The sequence below is a fragment of the Saliphagus sp. GCM10025334 genome, from assembly GCF_042663485.1.
Lineage (GTDB): Archaea > Halobacteriota > Halobacteria > Halobacteriales > Natrialbaceae > Natronosalvus.
In genome coordinates, this window is the sequence record NZ_JBHTAF010000008.1 from 39578 (window position 1) to 57856 (window position 18279).

21 protein-coding genes are annotated in these 18279 nt (G+C 61.1%); 12 read left to right on the plus strand and 9 right to left on the minus strand.

Annotation, left to right across the window (positions count from 1 at the left end):
* Window positions 1–6 precede the first annotated feature (6 nt).
* Together ACFQO4_RS20175 and ACFQO4_RS20180 are read left to right on the plus strand one after the other, a co-directional pair.
* On the plus strand, window positions 7–363 hold the full coding sequence (locus ACFQO4_RS20175; RefSeq protein ID WP_500262530.1) for a HalOD1 output domain-containing protein: 357 nt from the start codon (window positions 7–9) through the stop codon (window positions 361–363).
* Window positions 350–574 (plus strand): DUF7576 family protein, encoded by a 225-nt coding sequence (locus ACFQO4_RS20180; protein WP_500262531.1) that lies wholly within the window; start codon window positions 350–352, stop codon window positions 572–574. Before ACFQO4_RS20175 ends, ACFQO4_RS20180 begins: the two co-directional genes overlap by 14 nt.
* Before the next feature lie 362 nt (window positions 575–936).
* Here ACFQO4_RS20180 and ACFQO4_RS20185 read toward each other — a convergent pair whose 3' ends face one another.
* Window positions 937–1689, minus strand: coding sequence for a helix-turn-helix transcriptional regulator (locus ACFQO4_RS20185; RefSeq protein ID WP_500262604.1), 753 nt, complete (start codon window positions 1687–1689; stop codon window positions 937–939).
* Between the two features lie 307 nt (window positions 1690–1996).
* On the opposite strand from ACFQO4_RS20185, the gene ACFQO4_RS20190 reads away from it, so the two are divergent.
* Window positions 1997–3415: an FAD-binding oxidoreductase gene (locus tag ACFQO4_RS20190; RefSeq protein ID WP_500262605.1), complete on the plus strand. Its 1419-nt coding sequence runs from the start codon at window positions 1997–1999 to the stop codon at window positions 3413–3415.
* Between the two features lie 202 nt (window positions 3416–3617).
* Complete coding sequence (locus ACFQO4_RS20195) at window positions 3618–4619, plus strand: arsenic resistance protein (RefSeq protein ID WP_500262532.1); 1002 nt, start codon at window positions 3618–3620, stop codon at window positions 4617–4619.
* 153 nt (window positions 4620–4772) lie between these two features.
* Here the strand turns inward: ACFQO4_RS20195 and ACFQO4_RS20200 are convergent, their stop codons facing one another.
* Entirely contained in the window at window positions 4773–5297 is a 525-nt protein-coding gene (locus ACFQO4_RS20200; protein ID WP_500262533.1) for a GNAT family N-acetyltransferase, read from the minus strand.
* A 259-nt stretch (window positions 5298–5556) separates the two neighbouring features.
* Window positions 5557–6339, minus strand: a complete 783-nt coding sequence (locus ACFQO4_RS20205; protein ID WP_500262534.1) for a DUF8832 domain-containing protein — start codon at window positions 6337–6339, stop codon at window positions 5557–5559.
* Between the two features lie 191 nt (window positions 6340–6530).
* Between ACFQO4_RS20205 and ACFQO4_RS20210 the strand changes: the two genes are divergently transcribed.
* The 4 genes from ACFQO4_RS20210 to ACFQO4_RS20225 all read left to right on the plus strand — a co-directional run bounded on the left by ACFQO4_RS20210 (window position 6531) and on the right by ACFQO4_RS20225 (window position 10144).
* A complete protein-coding gene (locus ACFQO4_RS20210) occupies window positions 6531–7043 on the plus strand; it encodes a cupin domain-containing protein (RefSeq protein WP_500262535.1) in 513 nt (170 codons plus the stop codon).
* A gap of 480 nt (window positions 7044–7523) precedes the next feature.
* Window positions 7524–8519 carry a DUF7351 domain-containing protein gene (locus tag ACFQO4_RS20215; RefSeq protein ID WP_500262536.1) on the plus strand — a complete coding sequence of 332 codons (996 nt, stop codon included), beginning with the start codon at window positions 7524–7526 and terminating at the stop codon, window positions 8517–8519.
* Window positions 8520–8696: 177 nt separating this feature from the next.
* Window positions 8697–9290, plus strand: a complete 594-nt coding sequence (locus tag ACFQO4_RS20220; RefSeq protein ID WP_500262537.1) for a cupin domain-containing protein — start codon at window positions 8697–8699, stop codon at window positions 9288–9290.
* A gap of 305 nt (window positions 9291–9595) precedes the next feature.
* A complete protein-coding gene (locus ACFQO4_RS20225; protein ID WP_500262538.1) occupies window positions 9596–10144 on the plus strand; it encodes a cupredoxin domain-containing protein in 549 nt (182 codons plus the stop codon).
* Between the two features lie 200 nt (window positions 10145–10344).
* Here ACFQO4_RS20225 and ACFQO4_RS20230 read toward each other — a convergent pair whose 3' ends face one another.
* Both ACFQO4_RS20230 and ACFQO4_RS20235 read right to left on the minus strand, forming a co-directional pair.
* On the minus strand, window positions 10345–10674 hold the full coding sequence (locus tag ACFQO4_RS20230) for a chorismate mutase (RefSeq protein WP_500262539.1): 330 nt from the start codon (window positions 10672–10674) through the stop codon (window positions 10345–10347).
* Window positions 10671–11555: a shikimate kinase gene (locus tag ACFQO4_RS20235; protein ID WP_500262540.1), complete on the minus strand. Its 885-nt coding sequence runs from the start codon at window positions 11553–11555 to the stop codon at window positions 10671–10673. The genes ACFQO4_RS20230 and ACFQO4_RS20235 overlap by 4 nt, the downstream gene beginning before the upstream one ends.
* A 156-nt stretch (window positions 11556–11711) precedes the next feature.
* Here ACFQO4_RS20235 and ACFQO4_RS20240 point away from each other — a divergent pair, with 156 nt between their 5' ends.
* Together ACFQO4_RS20240 and ACFQO4_RS20245 are read left to right on the plus strand one after the other, a co-directional pair.
* Window positions 11712–12203: a DUF5796 family protein gene (locus tag ACFQO4_RS20240; RefSeq protein ID WP_500262541.1), complete on the plus strand. Its 492-nt coding sequence runs from the start codon at window positions 11712–11714 to the stop codon at window positions 12201–12203.
* Window positions 12203–12457: a DUF7508 domain-containing protein gene (locus ACFQO4_RS20245; RefSeq protein ID WP_500262542.1), complete on the plus strand. Its 255-nt coding sequence runs from the start codon at window positions 12203–12205 to the stop codon at window positions 12455–12457. The genes ACFQO4_RS20240 and ACFQO4_RS20245 overlap by 1 nt, the downstream gene beginning before the upstream one ends.
* Window positions 12458–12488: 31 nt before the next feature.
* On the opposite strand, the gene ACFQO4_RS20250 is transcribed toward ACFQO4_RS20245, so the two are convergent.
* Entirely contained in the window at window positions 12489–12623 is a 135-nt protein-coding gene (locus tag ACFQO4_RS20250) for a DUF7128 family protein (protein WP_312908162.1), read from the minus strand.
* 75 nt (window positions 12624–12698) lie between these two features.
* Window positions 12699–13361, minus strand: coding sequence for a DUF7097 family protein (locus ACFQO4_RS20255; protein WP_500262543.1), 663 nt, complete (start codon window positions 13359–13361; stop codon window positions 12699–12701).
* A gap of 91 nt (window positions 13362–13452) precedes the next feature.
* Between ACFQO4_RS20255 and ACFQO4_RS20260 the strand changes: the two genes are divergently transcribed.
* Window positions 13453–13815 (plus strand): DUF192 domain-containing protein, encoded by a 363-nt coding sequence (locus tag ACFQO4_RS20260; RefSeq protein ID WP_500262544.1) that lies wholly within the window; start codon window positions 13453–13455, stop codon window positions 13813–13815.
* A gap of 186 nt (window positions 13816–14001) precedes the next feature.
* Window positions 14002–15528 carry a (R)-citramalate synthase gene (locus tag ACFQO4_RS20265; protein WP_500262545.1) on the plus strand — a complete coding sequence of 509 codons (1527 nt, stop codon included), beginning with the start codon at window positions 14002–14004 and terminating at the stop codon, window positions 15526–15528.
* 92 nt (window positions 15529–15620) lie between these two features.
* On the opposite strand, the gene panB is transcribed toward ACFQO4_RS20265, so the two are convergent.
* Window positions 15621–16433 carry a 3-methyl-2-oxobutanoate hydroxymethyltransferase gene (gene panB / locus ACFQO4_RS20270; protein ID WP_500262546.1) on the minus strand — a complete coding sequence of 271 codons (813 nt, stop codon included), beginning with the start codon at window positions 16431–16433 and terminating at the stop codon, window positions 15621–15623.
* Between the two features lie 31 nt (window positions 16434–16464).
* Window positions 16465–18231 (minus strand): sensor histidine kinase, encoded by a 1767-nt coding sequence (locus tag ACFQO4_RS20275; RefSeq protein WP_500262547.1) that lies wholly within the window; start codon window positions 18229–18231, stop codon window positions 16465–16467.
* Window positions 18232–18279 lie beyond the last annotated feature (48 nt).

Below are 18279 nucleotides of genomic sequence, written 5' to 3' on the forward strand. Positions count from 1 at the left end.
GGAATAATGACGACTGACGAAAAACCACTTCACGATTCGTCGATGGCCGCACCGCGTGACTACCTCGCGAAAGAAGTAAATGTGACGGATCAGGCGAGTGTCCCCACCGCTCAACACGTGGGCGACGCCGAGTCGTTCCCGATCACGGTTCTCGAGTTGTTGGCTGAGGTCCTCGACGAAGACGTACTGGAGATGAGTCCGCTACTGGCGGACGTCATCGATCCGGAAATCCTCGTTCGACTTCGACAGACCGATTCTCGGTCGAAGCAGACGTTCACGTTCACGTATCGGGACTACACCGTCACGGCGACGAACCACGGGGTCGTCAGCGTGTGCCAACACCCGCCAGATGGCTCTTCCTGAACCGAGCGGTACGAACGCGGAGTTGCATACCTGCGCGTACTGTGGGTCGCCGGTAACAGTAGGCAGAAGACATCCCGTGTGTACCGACGAATCTGAGGACGGCGATATCTCCCTCTACATATTCTGCGATACAGAAAGACGCGTGGTCGCGCGATCACTGACCGTGCCCGAGATCGGCACTCCTTCGGGTACCCCTCGTCGGCGAGAGTGAGCGGACGTACTTGATATGCTGTGAGACCGCGATCGAGCCTGGACTCCGAAAAACAGACTGCTGTCTTGCCATTTCTCACCAGTCCCGAACACGAATCACTCGCGAAGAACCAATCTCCAAAGTTGTACCTCCGCTGTTCCGCGTGTACTGACGTTACCGATTCTTGCGCTGCTTCACTTTTCTCAGGTGACCAAAATACTGTGTGGTTTTGCTAAAAGAACGTACCTGAACGACGGTGAATCCTCTCTAAAATACCTCCAGCAGGTCGTGGGGCGACTCGCATGTAACCGCTTGAAAATCGATACCGTCGATGTCGCTCTCCCACTCGTGAAATCGGTGTACACAAAACGGCACAGGAACTGTCAGTCAGTTCGGCCGTGCCGGCTGTCGAGCGTTTCTGAATCCGCCCTGACCGAGTCGTACACACGTTCGGCCCACTCCATTGCAATCGGTGCATCGGTATCGACGAACACCTGCATGAGACCCGTCGTTTCGTCGTATCCCCCTATTCCGACACGCTCATCGAAGAGAGCGAGCCCGTACGGCAGTTGATCCCGCGTTCGGAGGGTGAGGTGGCCACTCTCGATCGCCTTCTGGGCACGCTCGGGGTACGTGTCGAAGAGCGTCTCGGCGATGTGGGGGAGGTAGACGATTTCGGTGTCGGTGGCATCGAACAGTTGCTCGTGGAATCCGCCGAGAACAAGTGGTGCCATGTGCGTCGTATTGAATCCACGGAACGTCTCCGACTCTTGAACGAGTGAAATAAACCGCTCGACAGGTCGATACGGATCATCTGGTTCTGCGACAGTAACTGTGGCGTCCACGAACGGCTCGACGACGAACTCCCGGTGGTCCTCACAGATCACGTCGAGCAGCGGTGTCAGTCTGTGGGCAGTTTGGACGTTCGCCTCGAACCGTAGCACCTCCTCTGCGACGACTTCGCCGCGACCTGTCAATTGAAATCGTCCATCGACTTTCTCGGCGAATCCCTGTTCGCCGAGCCACTGCGTGAAGCGGTGACTCGTTGCTCGAGAAACGTCGAGACGGTCCTCGATCTCTCCACGGTCGAGCGGTTTTTCCAGGAGCGCTTCGAGAACCGGGCCATGTCGGACGATATCGCCGAGTCGGTCCGTATCTACGCGATTACCTGCTGTGTTCAGGCGCTGGCCGAGCTGGCGACGGTTTCGCTCGTTCTCTAATATGGCCTCGAAGATCGGCGAACCTGGTTGTGGATGACGGCCGTCATCGCGTCTGCCGTGTTCGTCAGGCACCATCTGGCTCACCCCTAGAGAATTGTTGGCAACGACAGTAACTCTATCCCGTCCACGCTTCGTAACTCGTCGTACGGTCTGAAACGGTGCTCACTCCCCCGAACAGTGCTCGATAGGTGAGGCCAACGACTGTGACGTCGTACAGATGGGCATGACACAACAGAAGATGGGTGACGATCAAATCGAACAGTTCGAAGCGGGATTTCACGGGGATCTGATTCGACCGACCGATCCCCACTATGACGATGCACGCGCCGTCTGGAACGGGATGATCGACAAGCGACCCGCACTCATCGTGCGGTGTCGTGGAGTCGCCGACGTCATCAGCGCAGTACACGTCGCCCGTGAACACGACCTGGTGGTGGCGGTTCGCGGTGGTGGCCACAACGTCGCCGGGACTGCCGTCTGTGACGACGGCCTCGTTATCGACCTGTCCGAGATGAGGGGTGTGTGGACGGATCCCGACGAACGGACGGCGTGGGTTCAAGCCGGCGCCACGTGGGCAGACGTCGATCACGAGACGCAGGCGTTCGGGTTGGCGACCCCCGGCGGCGTCGTCTCGGACACGGGTGTCGCGGGGCTCACCCTCGGCGGTGGCATCGGCCACCTCCGGTGTACGTACGGGCTCAGCTGTGACAACCTCCGCTCCGTAGACCTCGTTACCGCGGACGGCGACTATCTGACTGCCAGCGAGGATGCACACGAGGAGCTCTTCTGGGGCCTTCGCGGGGGTGGCGGAAACTTCGGAGTCGTCACCGGCTTCGAGTTCGAACTCCATCCGGTCGGACCTAACGTGGCGGCCTGCCTGGTATTCTACCCGAGTGACCAGCTGACCGATTGCCTGCGAGCGTACCGTGAATACGCCGAATCGGCGCCCGACGAAGTGAGCACGCTCGTCTTCGCGGGCGAACTGCCCGACGAAGAACTGTTCGAAGGCGACGACGTTCATCGGCAGAAGTTCGCCATCATGGGATGCTACGCCGGACCCGTCGACGACGGGACACGAGCGCTGTCGCCCCTGCGTGAACTCGCGGAGCCGATCGCCGATTTCAGCGGGGTGATGCCCTACACCGACCACCAGCAGATCCTCGACGAGGACTACCCAGATGGGATGCGCTACTACTGGAAGTCGCTGTATCTCGACGGACTGTCGGAGTCCGCCATCGATCGCATCGCCTACTGGGCCGGCGTGGCGCCCTCCCCACTCTCGACGGTCGATGTCTGGCAGTTAGGAGGCGCAATTGCTCAGGTCGATCCCGAGGACAGTGCGTTCGCGGGGCGGTACGCTCCATTCCTGCTGGGCGTCGAAGCCAACTGGGAACGTCCGGAGGACGACGATGCCAACCTCGAGTGGGTGCGTGACTGTCTCGACGACATGCGGCAGTTCTCGGACGGGTCGGTCTACCTCAACTTCCCCGGATTCCTCGAGGAAGGGGAGGACATGATGCGGACCACGTTCGGACCCGCGTACGAGCGATTAGTTTCGCTGAAGGACGAGTACGACCCGACGAATTTCTTCAGCCGTAACCAGAACATCCCTCCGTCTCGAGTCGCCGGGGCTGACGAGTAAGTCAAAGGGTAACCCGGTGAGAGCCCTACGGCGATAATTGCCCGTCTGTTACTCCTTTGCTCCACTTTGTCCAGGTCCCAGACTAACGTTACAGATTCTGTGTATCTTTTCGCCTTCCGTACGAATTCGGGGTGCGTAAAGCCGAGATACACGGGCGGTAGAACGACGGTCGTTTATCGATGAGCCCCGAAATGGTCGGTAGATGAACTCGAGGCGGTGGCTCCAGCGACGCCAGGTCGTCGTCTATGCGGTCCTCGTTCTCCTCGCGGTTGGCGTCGGAACCAGTCGTCCGAACTCTACTCCGCTCTTGGAACGACTTATCGACCCAGTGCTGGCCGCTCTACTCTACGTTACGTTCCTCGAGATCCCGTTCGTTCGGCTCCGTCGGGCGTTTCGAAACAGACAGTTCATCGCGGCGGCGCTGGGGATGAACTTCCTCGTCGTCCCCATCGTCGTCTGGGGACTCACTCGACTGCTCCCCAGACAGCCAGTCATCCTCGTGGGTGTGTTCATGGTTCTTCTGACGCCGTGTATCGACTACGTAATCGCCTTCACGGAACTCGCAGGCGGCGACTCCGAGCAAATTACGGCGACTACGCCCGCCCTGATGCTCCTCCAATTGCTGTTACTTCCGATATATCTGTGGCTGTTCATGGGTTCGGAGGTCGCGGAGGCTATCGAAGCAGGGCCGTTCGTCGAGGCATTCCTGATAATCATCGCGCTCCCCCTGATGCTCGCGTGGATTACCGAGGTATGGGCGGAAGGATCGTCGAGAGGTGAAGCGTGGCAAGAAGCGATGGGATGGTTGCCGGTTCCGATGATGGGACTGACGTTGTTCGTCGTCATCGCCTCGCAACTCCCCCGGGTACAGAACTCGATTGACCAGATTGCGGTCGTCGTTCCGGTATACGTCGCGTTCCTCGTTATTATGCCGATACTCGGACGACTCGTAGCGGAGGTCTTGCAAATGGACGTCGGAGAAAGTAGGGCACTCGTCTTCACGTCGGTCACTCGTAACTCACTGGTCGTGTTGCCGCTCGCACTTGCACTTCCGGCTGACTATCGACTGGTCCCAGCCGTCGTCGTCACCCAGACGCTCGTTGAACTCGTCGGAATGGTCACCTTGACGCGCGTCGTCCCAGCGTGGCTCGTACCGGAGTCACCAGGGCAGCTCTCGATTCCTGGATTCTCGAGCCGCGAGTGAGCGTGCAGGATGACCCCACGCGCTGCTCGCGTGGAGGGTTCTCGCTGTTTGAATGCTGGGACTTTCCAGGTTCCTGTTGGTATTTCAGAGCCGTCGAAACTCGTCGCCGAGTTCCATATGGGTGTTGTGTACCCTATAACTCTGCGCTGAGACTCATTGGTGCCTACAGGATTTATTTTCCAGGGCCTTTCTGTAGCGGTGACGGCGCGCGTTGAACGTCTCGTCGGTCGTCGTTTCTATACGTTCGAATCCACGTGACTCGTAAAAGTGGACGGCAATATCGTTCGCTGTGAACACGGACAGCCGGAGGTGAGTGCCGCTCCGAACCCGCGTTTCGGACTCTACGCGTTCGAGAAGGGTACTACCGATCTGCTCGCCCCATTGTTCGGGAAGAACGTAGATTCGATACAGGTGGAACGTTTTTTCGTCGTCTCCAGGGAGACCTTCTGCGACCCCTACGACTTCTCCCTCGATTTCTGCAACGAAAAAGGGGCGTTCAGCTGGCCGTATATCGTCAGAATCGAGTTTCGTTGGATCGAACCACGAGTTAACGAGCGCTGTGACCGTCTCTCGACCAATGATTGAGTCATATGCTGCATGCCAGGATGCCCGTGCCACCTCCTGGATACGGATTGCATCCTCTGTTCGTGCTTCCCGAACAGAGGGTCTTTTTGTCATTTGTGCTATCGCTGATAGCCGGTCGTGATAAAACGAACGCTTAGTAGCCCAAATCCGTTACTTTGTCACCGAGACTCACGCTGTTCTACTTTGTTCAGGTAACTGAAATCCGTGACAGTTCTCCCTGAAACAAAGCCGTTTTCTGGGTTTGAAACGCCCGAGAACACAGACCGAAAGCGATCTCGCAGCACCGCATATAAGTGGTCGAGCATGGTGGTCGGTAGTCCATAACGAAGCCGGTGGGGAACGCCCGTTTAGCCTAGTGCCCCTCGACATCTACGTCGAACGATGTGGTGATCAGCTCTCCGTTGGGTCTCGCCTGGAGGAAGAGGCGGTATCGACCAGTCGTAGGGAAGCGGACGGCGAACCGAACGACTCCGTCTTCCGGGTCCGTCTCTTCAGGGTGGACGTGGAGATAGGCGAGGTCCCCGTCTCGAAGCGTTACGAGGTGGCCGAGTGCACCAAGATACGGATCGAGGTGAGCGAGATCACCGTCCTGACGTATTTCGAACTCGAGGTCGACCGTCTCGCCGACGGCTATCTCTCTCGAAGTGAGTTCGACATCGTAACCATCAACCTCGGCCTCACGGGTAGATTGAGGACGCTCCTCGTACTGAGACGGACCCGACGACAGTAAATCTACACCGAGCGTCGTCGGTTGCCCCTCCACGAGTACGTCGACGAACGCCCGATAGACACCAGGATCGGGAAGGGCGAACTCTGCCGACCACGTCCCGTCATCCGCTAGCGTCGGATGGAGATGTTGGAAGCGCGTGAGGTCGCGACGGACGAGAAGTAAGTGAGCCAACTGATCGTGTGTCTCCTCGAATTCCGTAACCGGGTTTCCCACTTCATCGCTCACTACGAACGACCACTCGTGAGATTTCGCCGCCTCGATTCGGGTTTCTGACGCCTCGAGTCGCAGTCCGTTCGTGGCGACAGTTAGTCCCCCTGGGCGAGCGTGGCTACCCGCGTGGGCATACCCGTGTGGGACGTCCTGTGGAACCTTCGAATGCTCCGTATCGTGGTGTTCGTCGGCCATGGGCGATGTACGCCCGCCATCACTTACTGTCTTGTCCTGGTTTGACAGGGATATCCAAGACGAATTGGACCGATTGTTAAGAGCTATAGATCAGCACGATTTCAACCAGACTCTCTTATCCCGACGGAAAGAGTTGGATTCAGCGATGGCCCGGCTGTAGATCTTATGCTATGTGAACACGTAACAGGGACATGGGAACAAACAGTGATCATCCGCAAGCGTGGATGCTAGACTCTCGAGAAGGTGATGCGTACTGGTCTCTCGGATCACTCACCGTCCTAAAGGCCACAGCAGAGAATACTAACGGCTCGTTCTCTCTGATTGAAGAGCAAGTCCCTGCGGGACAGTCGCCACCGTTGCATGTCCACCAATCCGACGATGAGATGTGGTACATCATCGACGGGAAAGTCACGTTCGAAGTTGATGGCGAACGGCTTACCGCAACTAACGGCTCGACTGTTTTTGCGCCTCATGGGCGTCCACATAGCTACATTACTGAAGAAGAAACGCGGTGGCTCATGTTCGTTCACGAACCCGGCCTCGAACAACTGTGGGCGTCGGCTGGGAGCCCTGCCGACTCGTGGACGATTCCAGATGATTCAGAGGTGGAAGAACAGATGAGCCGCGTTGCTGAGCAGATTGAACAGTACGGGATCGAGATTGTCGGAGACCCTCTCACTACTGGTGAAAGCTCGCCACGATAAGCACCATTTTAATGTCAAGAACGGAAGTTATCCTAGTTAGTTCTGTCGAACGTGCAGGTGAATTGAGAGTACCGCGGAGAAAGAACTGTAACAGCATTCATCGAGCGCGGATTCAAAGAGCAGCTATTAGAAGGCCATTCGGCAGCCAAACAGGCAATAAATGCCCTAAAACGCCTGTTTGAAGCTACCTAGACTCACGTTGCTCAACTTTGTTCAGGTAGCTGAAATCCGCAACGCAATCCGGTGCAATAAACCAATTCTGGAACGTTCGGGGCATCGAAAACAAGCGATTTAGACGCTTAGAGAGATCCACAGGTAAACAAACGTGCGCCACCAGTGATGAAGTCTTGTCGAAATCTTCTAGTCGGGGGACACTGCTGAGGTAGTGGTGAATACACGGCGCGCACTCCGCAATTTTCTCAGTCTCCCGCGGACTGTCTGGAGGTGCGTTTTTATGAATTTGGAATGCTTATAGTTAGCATGGGACAGGCCCGATTCACTCCCGATCTCGAACTTAACGAGCTTTCCCCGGACGAGGCCTTCGCCACTCTGGGGAACGAAATACGGCTAGACATCATCCGCGTACTCTGGCGGGCGGGCGCCACCTACGAATACGACGACGGCTCTGACGCCGTCGAGACGGTGTCGTATTCCGAGTTACAAACCGAGATCGATATCGACGATAACGGGAAGTTCAACTACCACCTCTCGAAACTCTCTCCCCACTTCGTTCGACGAACTGACGACGGATACCGGTTGAGCAGTGCGGGTAAGCAGATCGCCAGAACGGTGATAGCCGTTTCCGGAGCGGGGTGCCTCGAGTTCTCCCAGGAGCTCGACGAGAGTTGCCCGTTATGCGGGGCACCCGTTGCGGTCACCTACGAGGATCAATGGCTCCGAGTCAGGTGTACCGAGTGCTACGGGTTGTTCGGTGACCAGGCGCCGGCTGGGACGCTCTTCCTCACGAGCTATCCAGCAGCAGGTCTGACGACCCGTGACTCTGAGCAAGCACTCGCAGCCGGCCTCTATCGGTGTGCGCTGGACATAACCTATCTGATGTACGGCATCTGTCGTGAGTGTGCAGGGCAGGTCTCGTCGTCGGTGACGGCCTGTGACGTGCACGAAGTGAAGGACGGTCAGTCCTGCCCCACTTGTGGAACACCGTTCGCGGTTTGGGCAGACATGAAGTGTGATACCTGTGGGTTCGCCAAGCGGTTACCGGTCGAGATGTTTGCGACTGGTCTCGTCTTGGCGACCGAACTGACAGGCAATCCCGAGCTAGACATCGACTCACCGACGGTCGACGAGGCTATCCAACTGCTTCAGAACAACGTTGAGACCGACGTTTTAACGAAGCCTCTCCGCGTATCACTTCGTATCGAGGTCGAGACGACGGCGTTCACTCTCACGTTGGACGACGAGATGAACATCGTCGAGTTCGACCGAGAACCACAGACTGACACCGTTGTTTCGTGATTCGGACACCTCTCGTTCTATCAGAGAAATATTATTCTCCTAACAAATAAGTCCAATCCTGACGATAGCATTAGCTGCTCGTCTCGGGCCAGAATCCAGCAAATGGCGTCCATCACGTGGAGTGCCCAGGGCGATATCGAGCGGCGGAATGGACGCTACAGGAGGTGACGACGAACTATGACAAGGAAATCAATGCCGAACAGCGAGGGTGTTGACGGGGACAACTCCATGACGACAGCAGATAACGGCAAGCAGGAACGTATCCTCGATTGGGGCGGTTTCCCAGGCTACTGGGAGATCACGCGTTCGACGGCGGAAACGGACGGCGAACTGTTGGAAATGCGATTTGAGATCGAAACCGTCCCCGAGGAAGGCCCGTTCGTTCACACCCATCCACACGCCGAAGAGCGCTACGAAGTGGTTTCAGGTGTGCTGGAAGTGTACGTGGACGGGGAATGGATGGAGGTGTCGGCTGGTGAGGAACAGACCGTCCCGCCAGAAACGCCGCATACGTTCAGAAATAAGACCCCCGTCGAGGTCATTAACGTTCACGAGCCCGCGCTACAGCACGAGGAGTTCTTCCGTCGGTTCCACAAGCTCGTCATGGAGCGGGGTGTGTCGTTGCCTCCGGAGGGATTCAACGACATCCTGCTGATAGCGATGCTGACGACGGAACACGAGGAGGACATCTACGCGGTGAGCCCGCCGCATTGGGTCTTCAAGGCCCTGACTGTCCTCGGACGTGTGTTGAGATACCGTCTGCCTGACTAACCGACAGTACAGATGACATGAATGACTTCCAGTACTAGAATTCGAAACCGATAATGACACGATCACCAGATCATCAAATGGAAAAATCAGACGCATCGAACAGTCAACCGATCTGCCGACGCAGAACCGTCCTCAGAGCTACCGGACTCGGCGCGACACTCCCGATATTCGGAGGGACTGTTAAGGCGCGAAGAAGTGCCTCTGAACCGCAAGGCGAGCAAGGTGAGACCGATAATGCCAGCCCACCGATTATCCACTCCCACTTCGGCTATTCAGGGACGAGTGACGACGAGATTCCGAACCGGTTGGAGCCGGACGAGACCGTCGAACTCCACGTCGACGAGGACAAAATCGACGATGCGAATCTCCCGGCTCTAACGGTCGAGTTCGGTGCGTTCCACTTCGCCCCCGTGGGGCTTCACGTGGAGCCGGGGGCAATCGTTGAATTCGTATTCAACACTCCGGAGCACACGGCGACGGCGTACCATCCGGGTCAAGAACGTCAGCAACGCGTCCCCGACGGCGTTCCGGCGTTCTCATCGACGGTCAACGAGCACCACGGGTTCTGGCTCTATCGCTTCGAGGAAGAAGGCGTGTATGACCTGTTCTGTGCCCCGCATGAATGGGGTGGGATGGGCATGCGAATCGTCGTCGGGGACGATCCCGGCGATGTCGTGCGGGCTCCTGGCCGTCCACCGCTTCCGATGACCAGTGCACTCCTCGGGACGGGACTAGACGGGGACATCGGCCATCCAGACATGGAACCGCAGAACATCATCGACAACGGGCCAATCTCTGGGCACGGCTTGGGTATCGATCTCGAGGTAACGATAACGGCCCCAAGTCCAACCTGATATCTCGCCCATTTTGACTGCTGCTTTCTGTGAACGAGTGAAAATGAGTGAAGGCTACAGTTCCCGTATGCTGTACGCGACGCCTATCTGCTGAAAGATCTCTGTGTTATCGATCGTCGATCGACGAACGAAAGAGCAACTGCCGGAAGAAGAACCAGTCGCCAGAACAGAAATAGAATCCTTGAAACGCCCGATTTCGGCTACCGACTCTCTCTTTGTTCAACTTTGTTCAGCTCTATCAGCAACCGAAAGATCGCCTTGACGAGGTTCGCGTCGACGTCGAACCGATCCGCGTTCTCGCCCGCTCGCTCCATCACTCGAGCCTCTTGTGTTTCGTCCGTCGTGGGCAAGTCCTCGGCGGCTTTCACCTTCGCAATAGTGTCGGCGACGTAGGTTCGACGCGCGATCAGTTCGACGAGGTCCTGGTCGATCTCCTGGATTTCCTCGCGTAGCTCCTCGAGGTCCATCTCCTCGGGCACCCGTCCCTCGTCGTTCGGTTCGTCGGTCGTGGTCTCTGAATCGTTCGTCATAACGTTGTGGCTCCCTCGGTTCGCGTTCGAACCAATCGCGTCGTCCCCGGTCTGTCTCGCCACCGCTCACTCACCGTCTCGAGTGCGTCTCGATCACCGACAGCCACGTAACTTGGTCCCGTCCCGGAGAGCGAGACGCCCGCAGCGTCCGGAAGTGCCTCGAGTATCGGTTGAGTCGAACACTCGAGGGCACCACAGAAGGCGAGCCCGTTGACGGTCATCGCCTCGGCGTAGCGTCTGTCGAGGGCGAGTTCGGCAACGAGGTCGGCCATCGAGCCGATCCGTTTGCAGGTGTCGACGTCGGCGTCGGCGCTGAACGACTGTTCCGGTGGGGTGTAGATGGCGGCGTAGTCTCCGAGGTTCGCTCGGTCGTGCTCGAGCAAGCGGTCCCTCGTGTTGTCGGTGATCGTAACGCCCCCGAGCATGCTCGCGCTCGCGTCGTCGAGGGCTCCGGTGACGGTGACGCCCGCGTCCCTGGCGGCCTCGACACCGACAAGACAGGCCTCGAGTCGGTCTACGTCGTCGGCGAGTCCGGAGCCGAGGGCGTCGAGCGTCGCGAGCACGGTCGCGTTGGCGGCGGCGCTCGAGCTCTTGAGCCCCGAGGCAAGGGGGACCTCGCTCTCGGTCGCGACCGTTCCGCCCTGGATCGACTCCTCAATATCGGCCGCCTCCCGGTAGCGCTCGAGCGTGCGCTCGACGCAGCGTTCGATCAGCGTGGTGTCGGTGTCGGGAGCGTTCTCGACCGTCCCGGAGACGCCCTCTGAACCGTCGAGTTCGACCGTCGCGGTCGTCTCGAGGTCGATCGCGAACGCGGCGCCCGTGCCGGTCGCCAGAGCGTTGAGTATCGTGCCAGCAGCGGGTGCGGTCGCCCGGCCGTCCATACGCTATCTCTCTTCTACGGGCTATTTACGGCTGATGGTCGGTGCGGTTCTGGCCGCATCCGTTGGGCAGTCGGTCTCGACGCCGTCGTGCGTCGTCCCGCCCTCGAGGCACGGACAGTCCGTGGTGCTTTTGCCGCCCGCCCCCAAGCGGTGCGTATGAGCACGCGAAGCAACGTCGCCCCGAGCACGCTGCCGGTCGAACTGGTCGATGGCGGCGTCGTCGTTCGCTACCTCGACGGACGAGAGACGTTCTACAACGGCGTCCCGGAACCGAAGGGGGGAAACGTTCGGTCCCCGCCGGGAAAGGAGGTCCACGTCCTGGTCACCGACCCCGACGGCGTCGAGGGCGTGATGACCTACGTCAACGACCGAAACACCCACGAGGACATCCTCGAGGCGACTGGCGTCGGGCGAGTCATGCTCGAATCGACGGACGAGGAGGAACTGTTTCCCGGGGTTACCGTGACGACCGAGGGGTACTCCGTTCGCGTCGAGGCGGATCACGACGTCGTCGACGGCCGGGTGTTCGTCTTCGCCGAGGACGAGATGAGCGAGCACGCGTACGAACTGGTCGAGGGAGAGGTGCGAGACGAGCGGGACCAGGGAGAGGAGCGAGACGAACGGGACGAACGAGACAGGTCCGAGTGATGCCGCTACGAAAACAGTGGCAACCCCTCGAGCGCTCGACCGTCGCGCAGGCGCCGGATCGTCCGGGAGTCTACGAACTCGGCGATGCGGACGGCGAGGTCCGAACGGTCGACTCGGGCGTCCTCCAGGACGAACTCAAGACGGCGCTCGCCTACGAAAGCGCTGACCGGGTGCGCTGGGAGGCGACGCACACGCTCGAGGAAGCCGAGAACCGAGCCGCCGAGCACCGCGCTCGAGCGGGTCTCGAGGAGTAGGCGACGTCGTCGCTGCTGGCTGCGAGTGATCTCACTGGATGTACGACGGGCCTTCGGCGTCACAGTGTCGTTCGTGTTCCTCGGCGTCGTCCTGGAGGTCGAACAACAGGCCGCACTCCTCGCACTCGTACCAGGTGGCGTCGTCGCGCTGGGTAGTGACCACCATACCACACCATGGCACGCGAAAGGGGAAAACCGTTACTCCGGCAGTGGGTCACGGACGGCGACCAATTCTAGAATTCTAGCGCTCTTCGTTCGAGCGGCCGGCGCGGTCCGCCGCGGTCTCGAACCCGAGTTCGGATTGCTCGAGCGACCGGCGACCCTCGCGTTCGGCGAGTGCCTCCGGATCGGGGGCGACGTCGTCGGTGATCCGCGCCCACGAGTTGTGCACCTTCGCGTGACACCACCGACAGAGATAGATCGTAATCTCGTGACCGACGGTCTCGCCGTCTCGAGCGTAGGACAGGTGATGTTCCTCGAGTAGTGGGCGCTCGCCGGAGATGGTCGACTCGTCGGGGACCTGGCCGAGTCGGCGTTCCTCGAGCCCGCAGCGAGCGCACTCGCGTTCGGTCGTCCGGGACCGGAAGCGGGGACACGCGGCCCAGGAAGAGGGTTGGCTCGCGTCGCTCCCCTCGCCGTGATCGTTCGCGTCGAGCCCGTCGAGACCATCGCTCGCGTTCGACGTCGGCTCGCTCGCGCCGTGACATCCGATACAGTCGCCTTCCGCGTCCGCGACCACGCATGCGTAGTCGGCCTCGGCTCGCTCGCGGGCGAACTCGGGATCGTGCTGGTAGTGATCGAAGGCGTATCGGCACTTCCCGTCGCTGGTGAGGTGATCGCAGACGCCGGCGAACGCGTAGGGGTCGTCGACACCGACCGAGGTGCCCCGTGGCGTCTTCTCCATACTACTGTGTACGCTCGACCGAAGTTGAATCTGTGGTCTGTGCCCGCTCGGTGCCGATACGCCTTTCACCCTGCCGACGCCACTCGAGGCCGTGCCAGTCGTGTACGACCCCGACGGTGCGGCGCGGACGCTCGCGACGACCGTCGACACAGCCGACTCCCTCCTCCAGCAGACTCGCGGGTTGATGTTTCGTCGGTCGCTCCCCGACGACTACGCGCTCGCTTTTCGGTTCGATCGGGCGAAAACCCGCGACATCCACATGCTGTTCGTCTTCGTCCCGCTCGACGTAATCTGGGTCGCGGACGGCGTCGTCCAGCGGGTGGAAACCCTCCGACCCTGGCGGGGTTTTGCCCGAGACCGGGCCGACCTCATCCTCGAGTTGCCGGCGGGTGCCGCCGACGGCGTCGAACCCGGCGAGCGACTCGTTCTCGAGGGCGATTCCAACCGAAATTGATCGCCGTCGTGTCAGACCGCCAGTGACGCCTGGCAGGTAGTGCCGTGACCGGCGCCTTTAACCACCGATGGAGCCACGACTGAGTTACAATGACACGAGACTCGTTCTCACCGTCAGAGGATAGAGGAAGTCGGGGCGACCCGGCTGGCCGCGAAATTCGCCGATAACGTCTTTTCAACCGATCCTATGACCCGCCCACCTACCCCGCTTACGGATGCGTCCGTCGAACTGCTGGATACCACCCTCCGAGACGGCGAACAGGCTCCCGGCGTCTCGCTCTCGCCGGACGAAAAAGTCGAGATCGCCCGCGCCCTCGAACGCGCCGGCGTCGGCGTCATCGAGGCCGGGAGCGCCTGTACGGGTGCCGGCGAGCGGAAAGCCATCTCCCGCGTGACCGACCTCGACCTCGAGGCCCGCGTGACGAGTTTCTGCCGTGGCGTCAGGAACGACGTCGACCTCGCTCTGGAGTGCGACGTCGACGGCGTCCACCTCGTCGTCCCCGCGAGCGACCGCCACGTCGAGGGGAAGGTCGGCAGCACCCGCGAGGACGTCCTCGAGACGACCGCCGACCTGGTCGGGTACGCCGCGGACCACGGCCTCTGGGTCGAAGTGATCGGCGAGGACGGCTCGCGGGCCGACCTGGACTACCTCGAGACCCTGATGGCGACCGCCCTCGAGGCGGGCGCCGACCGGACCTGCTTCGCCGACACGGTCGGCCACACGGGCCCGGAGCGAACGGCGGAGGCGGTCTCCCGACTGGCCGAACTCGGGCCAGTCAGCGCCCACACGCACGACGACCTCGGCCTCGGCGTGACGAACGCCCTCGCCGCCGTCTCCGCGGGGGCCGACCTGGTTCACTGCACGGTCAACGGACTGGGCGAGCGTGCCGGGAACGTCGCCCTCGAGGAGGTTGCCATCGCGCTCGAGCACGTCTACGGCGTCGAGACGGTCGAACTCGAGGAGCTCTACGACCTCGCCCAGCGCGTCGCCAGGGCGACGGGCGTGGAACTGGCACCGAACAAGGCCGTCGTTGGGCAGAACGCCTTTACCCACGAGAGCGGCATCCACACCGACGGCACCCTGAAGGACGACCGGATGTATGAGCCCTACCCGCCCGAAACGGTCGGACGAGAACGTCGACTCGCACTCGGCAAGCACACCGGCCGGGCCGGCGTCAGGGCCGCACTCGAGGAACACGATTTCGACGCGACCGACGAACAGGTCGGGACGATCGCCACCCGCGTCACCGAGCTCGGCGACCGCGGACGGCGGGTGACCGACGCCGACCTCCTCACGATCGCCGAGGACGTTACCGGCGCCGACCGGGACCGGACGGTCGAACTGCTCGACCTGAACGCGACGAGCGGCGGCGCAGTGCCCACGGCGAGCGTTCGCCTATCGGTCGCTGGCGAGGAGCGCATCGCCTCAGGAACCGGGTCGGGGCCGGTCGACGCTGCCGTCTCCGCCGTTCGCGAGGCGATCGGATCCGCCGCTGACGCCGACCTCGAAGCCTACCACGTCGACGCCGTCACCGGAGGCACGGACGCGGTCGTCACCGTCGAGGTCACGATGGTTCGAGACGACCGCAGCGTGACGGTCGCCAGGAGCGAGGCCGACATCACCCGCGCAAGCGTCGAGGCGATGGTCGATGCACTGGATCGGCTGCTCGAAGACGAGGACGAACGGCAGGTTGTTGCGTCGGCCGACGACTGATCGCCGTTTCCTGGCTACCGAGCAAGGCCGGCCGTCTTTGCCGGGCAATGGAGCCGCGTCGTAACGGGTGACGAACGGGATCGAGTGCGAACTCAGTAGATCCGATCCAGGTCAGACTGCTCGTAGCTGTGTTCCTCCGCGGGGAACGTCTCACCCTCGACGGCTTCGACGTAGCCCTCGACGGCCGACTCCATCTCTTCGCGGACGTTTCCGAACTGCTTCGAGAACGAGGGACTCCACTCGCTGAGCCCCACCGCGTCGTGGAACACGAGCACCTGTCCGTCGCAGTCTGGCCCTGCACCGATACCGATCGTCGGGATGTCGATCGCCGCCGTGACCTGCGCGGCGACGTTCGAGGGGACGTGCTCCAGAACGAGCGAGAACGCGCCAGCGTCCTCGTGGGCCTGAGCCAGGTCGACGATCTTTCGGGCGGATTCCTCGTCAGTTCCCTGGCGGGGGAAGCCACCGTACTGGTTGACGTGCTGGGGGGTCAGCCCGAGGTGGGCCATCACCGGGATGCCGAGCTGGACCATCTTCTCGGTGAGGTCGACGGTGTGTGGCCCCGACTCGAGTTTGACCGCTTCGGCGCCCTCCTCTTTGAGCATGCGTCCGGCGTTCTCGAGGCTCTCTCTCTCGTCGACGCCGAAGGAGAGAAACGGCATGTCGGCGACGACGAGGGCGTCCTCGGTCGCCCGGGAGACGGCGCCGACGTGGCTGGCCGTCTGGTCGACACTCACCGGAAGCGTCGTCTCGTACCCGAGGGTCGTGTTGCCGACGCTGTCGCCGACGAGAATCACGTCGACGCCGGCTCGGTCGACGATGCGGGCCGTTGGCGCGTCGTAGGCGGTGAGCATCGTGATCGGTTCCGTACCGGCCTTCTCGCGAACGTCACGAACCGTTGGCATACCACGACGGTCGCGGTCGAGCGAGTAAACGTCACTGTTTCTGGGCCAGAGCGGGCTCGAGACGGTCAGCCGAGTTCTGAACCGAGAACTCGAAGCAGGCGCCGTCGAACCCATTTCGCCCGCGTTCGCTACACTCGACGGTCCAGCCGTGGGCGTCGGCGATCTGGGTGACGATCGAGAGCCCGAAACCCGTTCCATCTGCCCCGGTCGAATACCCCGAATCGAACACGCGTTCCCGTTCCTCCGGTGGTATTCCGGGCCCGTCGTCGACGACGTAGAACCCCTCGTCGCTCGAGCCGACCGCGACGGCGACTGCTGGTCCAGCGTGTTCCACGGTGTCTTCGCGAGCGTCAGCGAGGGAATGGCTCGTGGAACCGTGTTCCACGGCGTTTCGAAAGAGGTTCTCGAGGACCCGAAGCAACCGATCTCGATCAGCCTCGAGCGACCGATCGTCGACGACCGTCAGCGTCTCCTCACCCGTGTCGACGCCGTCCCAGGCCTCGCGGGCGACGGCCTCGAACGACAGGGTCTCAGTCTCGGTTTCATCGACGGTCGATCCCTCCCGCGCCAGAGTCAACGCGTCGTCGATGATCGCCTGCATTCGATCGTGTTGCGTTCGAACGACGTCGAGGGTCTCTCGACCGTCCTCGTCGACGGACGTCTCGAGGATGTCGAGGTACCCGGCTGCGACGTTCAGCGGGTTCCGGAGGTCGTGACTGACGACACTCGCGAACTCGTCGAGGCGAGCGTTCGTCCGCTCGAGTTCGCGTTCGTGTTCGCGCCGATGGGTTACGTCCCGGATCATCACCAGCGTAGCGTCCGACCCGGTCGTGATCGGTTCGCTTCGGATGGCCACGTGCTGCGTGGTTCCCGCCCGTTCGATGGCGAGTTCGTCACGACCGGTTTCGACGATCGCTTCGACAGTTTCGGTGCCAAGTCGGACTCGATTGGCAGACGCGCCGATGAGGTCTGCATCGGGGTTGGACCCCTCGAGCATGCGCTCGGCCGTCGCGTTCACGTCAACGATGCGCCCCTGTTCGTCGAGCACGACCACGCCGTCGCGCATCGTTTCAACGATGGATTCCCGGGCGACTGGTACGATCTCGAGCAATTGATAGCGAAAGATGGTCCCGGCGATGGCGGCGCCGGTAACGGCGAACGCGACGGGTGTCCAGTTGACCACCTCGGATCCGGTTACCTGCGTGTAGAATACGTTTACCAAGAACGGAATGAGCACGGCGGTGACGATGACTGCCGCCTGTTTTCGGTAGAGTCGACGGGAGGTGTAGGCAACGTGTGAAACGAGAGCGATTCCGGCGAGAACCAGGCCGTACGAGTAGATGAGGTGGAGGTCGTACGCCCACCCGGCAGTGAAGGTGATGAAGAAGCGACCGTCGCCGAGAACGACGTCGGTCATGAACCAGCCGTGATACTGATTCGTCAGCATCGTCAGGAACGTGAACGCCGGAACGGCCGCCAGCCAGCGGATCGTCCGCCGGGTGAGGTGTCGCCCGTACCCCGCGTACTGGGCTGCGAAGGCGAACCAGGTCAGGGGTAGCGCGAACGTCGAGAGGTAGCCCACGCCAATCCAGAACCAGGTCGCCGACTCGCTCGCGCTCGTGTGCGCCCCTAGCGATCCGAGCGCCCAGACGCCGATCACCGACATCATCGCCGCCAGTAACGTAGGCAGTCGGTCGCTGCGTTCGGAGCGGCCTCGAAGGGCGTACAATGCGACGCCGGCCGAGAGCATCGCTGCGACGAGAAGCGCGATTACGTACGCGATTCGCTGTTCACTCATCCGGGGCCTCGGCCGGAGTCGCCTCCATACTAGTACGATTCACTGCCA

What these genes read in the sequence shown, in the direction of transcription:
- ACFQO4_RS20215 (WP_500262536.1), top strand. Translation starts at nt 7,524, where the DNA reads ATGGGACAGGCCCGATTCACTCCCGATCTCGAACTTAACGAGCTTTCC.
- ACFQO4_RS20190 (WP_500262605.1), top strand. Translation starts at nt 1,997, where the DNA reads ATGACACAACAGAAGATGGGTGACGATCAAATCGAACAGTTCGAAGCG.
- ACFQO4_RS20275 (WP_500262547.1), bottom strand. Translation starts at nt 18,231, where the DNA reads ATGAGTGAACAGCGAATCGCGTACGTAATCGCGCTTCTCGTCGCAGCG.
- ACFQO4_RS20255 (WP_500262543.1), bottom strand. Translation starts at nt 13,361, where the DNA reads ATGGAGAAGACGCCACGGGGCACCTCGGTCGGTGTCGACGACCCCTAC.
- ACFQO4_RS20205 (WP_500262534.1), bottom strand. Translation starts at nt 6,339, where the DNA reads ATGGCCGACGAACACCACGATACGGAGCATTCGAAGGTTCCACAGGAC.
- ACFQO4_RS20200 (WP_500262533.1), bottom strand. Translation starts at nt 5,297, where the DNA reads ATGACAAAAAGACCCTCTGTTCGGGAAGCACGAACAGAGGATGCAATC.
- ACFQO4_RS20265 (WP_500262545.1), top strand. Translation starts at nt 14,002, where the DNA reads ATGACCCGCCCACCTACCCCGCTTACGGATGCGTCCGTCGAACTGCTG.
- ACFQO4_RS20175 (WP_500262530.1), top strand. Translation starts at nt 7, where the DNA reads ATGACGACTGACGAAAAACCACTTCACGATTCGTCGATGGCCGCACCG.
- ACFQO4_RS20240 (WP_500262541.1), top strand. Translation starts at nt 11,712, where the DNA reads ATGAGCACGCGAAGCAACGTCGCCCCGAGCACGCTGCCGGTCGAACTG.
- panB (WP_500262546.1), bottom strand. Translation starts at nt 16,433, where the DNA reads ATGCCAACGGTTCGTGACGTTCGCGAGAAGGCCGGTACGGAACCGATC.
- ACFQO4_RS20220 (WP_500262537.1), top strand. Translation starts at nt 8,697, where the DNA reads ATGACAAGGAAATCAATGCCGAACAGCGAGGGTGTTGACGGGGACAAC.
- ACFQO4_RS20195 (WP_500262532.1), top strand. Translation starts at nt 3,618, where the DNA reads ATGAACTCGAGGCGGTGGCTCCAGCGACGCCAGGTCGTCGTCTATGCG.
- ACFQO4_RS20235 (WP_500262540.1), bottom strand. Translation starts at nt 11,555, where the DNA reads ATGGACGGCCGGGCGACCGCACCCGCTGCTGGCACGATACTCAACGCT.
- ACFQO4_RS20180 (WP_500262531.1), top strand. Translation starts at nt 350, where the DNA reads ATGGCTCTTCCTGAACCGAGCGGTACGAACGCGGAGTTGCATACCTGC.
- ACFQO4_RS20250 (WP_312908162.1), bottom strand. Translation starts at nt 12,623, where the DNA reads ATGGTGGTCACTACCCAGCGCGACGACGCCACCTGGTACGAGTGCGAG.
- ACFQO4_RS20245 (WP_500262542.1), top strand. Translation starts at nt 12,203, where the DNA reads ATGCCGCTACGAAAACAGTGGCAACCCCTCGAGCGCTCGACCGTCGCG.
- ACFQO4_RS20230 (WP_500262539.1), bottom strand. Translation starts at nt 10,674, where the DNA reads ATGACGAACGATTCAGAGACCACGACCGACGAACCGAACGACGAGGGA.
- ACFQO4_RS20210 (WP_500262535.1), top strand. Translation starts at nt 6,531, where the DNA reads ATGGGAACAAACAGTGATCATCCGCAAGCGTGGATGCTAGACTCTCGA.